This is a genomic window from Mesobacillus sp., from assembly GCF_047739415.1.
GTDB lineage: Bacteria > Bacillota > Bacilli > Bacillales > Cytobacillaceae > Mesobacillus.
This window is the reverse complement of record NZ_JBIQOE010000085.1, coordinates 1-2,809: the sequence shown is the minus strand read 5'-3', so window position 1 is coordinate 2,809 and position 2,809 is coordinate 1. Positions and strand designations below refer to the sequence as shown.

At 40.4% G+C, this 2,809-nt stretch carries 4 protein-coding genes; all 4 read left to right on the top strand.

The features are described 5' to 3' along the window. A partial coding sequence (locus ACH0QE_RS07200) for a GNAT family N-acetyltransferase (RefSeq protein ID WP_415800027.1) occupies positions 1-416 on the top strand: 416 nt, incomplete at its 5' end. 517 nt (positions 417-933) lie between these two features. Then, entirely contained in the window at positions 934-1,323 is a 390-nt protein-coding gene (locus ACH0QE_RS07195; protein ID WP_415800028.1) for a thioesterase family protein, read from the top strand. A 61-nt stretch (positions 1,324-1,384) separates the two neighbouring features. Further along, a complete protein-coding gene (locus tag ACH0QE_RS07190; protein WP_041966610.1) occupies positions 1,385-2,491 on the top strand; it encodes a Leu/Phe/Val dehydrogenase in 1,107 nt (368 codons plus the stop codon). A gap of 33 nt (positions 2,492-2,524) precedes the next feature. Then, positions 2,525-2,809, top strand: a 285-nt coding sequence (locus tag ACH0QE_RS07185) for a thiamine pyrophosphate-dependent enzyme (protein WP_415800026.1), incomplete at its 3' end; no start/stop codon positions are given.

Below are 2,809 nucleotides of genomic sequence, written 5' to 3'. Positions count from 1 at the left end.
CTATAATTCCTACAATTCCAGCTAATTTAATACTTGAAAAAATAAATGAAAAAAACATTAATGAAAGCGATTTATTTCCACCACGCTTTTATGAAATGCATTGGCACGATACAGATACATTCTTATCAAACGCTTTTGGGTTCCGTCTGTTTGATCATGATAACAAAATAATTTGTGAAGCAACTTCACCAGCGAGTTCTTTTAATAAAATTGATCTCGATATCATGACTGATGAATCCTTTCGTGGGTATGGATTGGGAAAGTTATTAGCGTATCATTATATTTCTTACGGTTTAAAAAATAACAAATTTACTGATTGGGCATGCGACAAACAAAACGTTCCTTCTTATAAGCTAGCGAAAGCACTAGGTTTTGAAGAAAAAAGTGAACACCCTATTTATATATTTCAAAAATAAAATAATTTTATATTCAAATTATGTAATTATAAATAAATTCAAACGGATGGCGCTTGCTGAACAAAGGTAATTGCCATTTCTTGTTTCTTGTTGAATTAAAGTTGCATGAACAAGAAGAACAACTAATGAAAACCTTCCAAACGATATATGGAGGGTTATTTGCCGTGCCTTCAAAAGTTTAACACCAGAGAAATATTTAAATAATAGAAGTTCTTGACTCCTGCTAGCTGATTTATATTGAATAAGGGTGTTTATTATTAGATGCGAAGAAACCGACCAGCTATTTTGATAAACCGTTCCATTTTAGGGTGCATAATTCTTCCAGTGGAAAACGAAGCGCCTGGAACGGAAACCAACAGGCTATTTTAACACAGCCTAAAAAATCAATATTATATCAAAATTACTTTTAAGAAAATACCAAAATTTCTTACAATTTATTGACCATTTATTTAACGAAATGTTATGATAACGTTAAATAAACGTTATACATATTTGCAACTTGGAAAGGTGGGATATGATGCGAGATGGTTTGATAGCAGGGCGAACGGCCTCCATCGATGTCATTGTTACACCAGAAATGTTTGCCCGCTTTGAGGGAAAAGTCGTTCATCCAGTATACTCCACTGTATCGATGGTGTATCACATGGAGTGGGTATCGCGGCAAATTATAGTTCCCTTTTTAGAGGATCATGAAGAAGGTATGGGCGGCGCGGTAACAGTTAAACACATAGCTCCATGTATTGAAGGGGCCGAGGTTACCGTAACCGCAACCGTCACAGGCCTTCAAGCCAATACCATTCTTACCAATGTACGGGCAGAAAGTAAGGGTCGCCTTATAGGAGTGGGGGAAGTAAAGCAAGTGGTCCTTCCTATAGAAAAGATAAATGAATTACTTACAGGCAGCTAAAAATTTTTGCGCAAAAATGTAAGCGCTAACATGGTTTAACGGAATAAAGGGGGAAAGAACAATGGATATGTTTGAACAAATTCGTGAGCACGAGCAGGTTGTATTTTGTAATGATGAAGCAACTGGATTAAAGGCGATTATCGCGATTCATAGTACAAGGTTAGGGCCAGCATTGGGCGGTTGCCGTATGTATCCTTATAAATCAGTTGACGATGCATTAGAAGACGTACTGCGACTTTCAAAAGGCATGACCTATAAATGCGCTGCGGCTGATGTGGATTTCGGTGGAGGAAAGGCAGTTATCATTGGCGATCCTACAACAGATAAGAGTCCTGAATTGTTCAGGGCATTTGGCCAGTTTGTTGAGTCGATCCAGGGACGTTTCTATACAGGAACCGACATGGGCACAGATCCAGAAGATTTTGTCCATGCATTAAAAGAAACAAATTGCATCGTTGGTGTAGATGAAGTATATGGAGGAAGCGGTGATTCATCCGTACCAACGGCTCAAGGTGTCATCTTTGGATTGCAGGCAACAAGCAAAGCTCTTTGGGATACGGATGATTTGTCCGGAAAATCCTATGCGATCCAGGGGCTGGGAAAGGTAGGCTACAAGGTAGCAGAGTATCTTCTTGATAATGGCGCAGACCTGTATGTTACGGACATTAATCAAAAAGCAATCGACCAGATCGTTAAGAAAGCGGAAGAAATGGGAGCAGGAATCAAAGTCGTTAACAGTGACGAAATTTATTCCCAGCCTGCTGATATTTTCATACCGTGCGCTATGGGCGGAATCATCAATGATGACACAATTCCACAGCTTCAGGTAAAAGCAGTCGTTGGCTCTGCGAACAATCAGCTAAAGGAAGAACGTCATGGTCACATTCTTCAGGAGAAGGGTATCCTTTACGCGCCTGATTACATCGTCAATGCTGGCGGGTTGATCCAGGTGGCGGATGAGCTGTATTCACCAAATAAGGAACGAGTTCTGAAGAAGACGAAGGCTATCTATAATTCTCTGTTAAATATTTATAAGCAGGCAGAGCGGGAGGGAATCACGACTGTTGAAGCCGCTAATAAATTTTGCGAAAACCGCATTGAAGCCAGAACAAGACGAAACAGCTTCTTCTCTCATATGAAGCGTCCAAAATGGGCAGTGAGGATGTAATAGAATCATAGACTTTTAAAAAAGGGTGAGCCGATGGAAAAGGATTTTCCGATTTTTCAAGTGATGGACCAAAACGGAAACATTGTGTCTGAGGAATATAAGAATTTGGTGACCGAAGAGAGAGTGAAGAAGTTTTATTCAGAAATGGTGAGGATCCGGACGCTGGACAGGAAATCTATCAGTCTCCAGCGGCAAGGACGAATCGGCACATACGCGCCATTTGAAGGCCAGGAGGCTTCCCAGGTTGGAACAGCTCTTGCGCTACAAAGTGATGACTGGATGTTCCCGACTTATCGAGATCACGGTGCTGCAATGGTG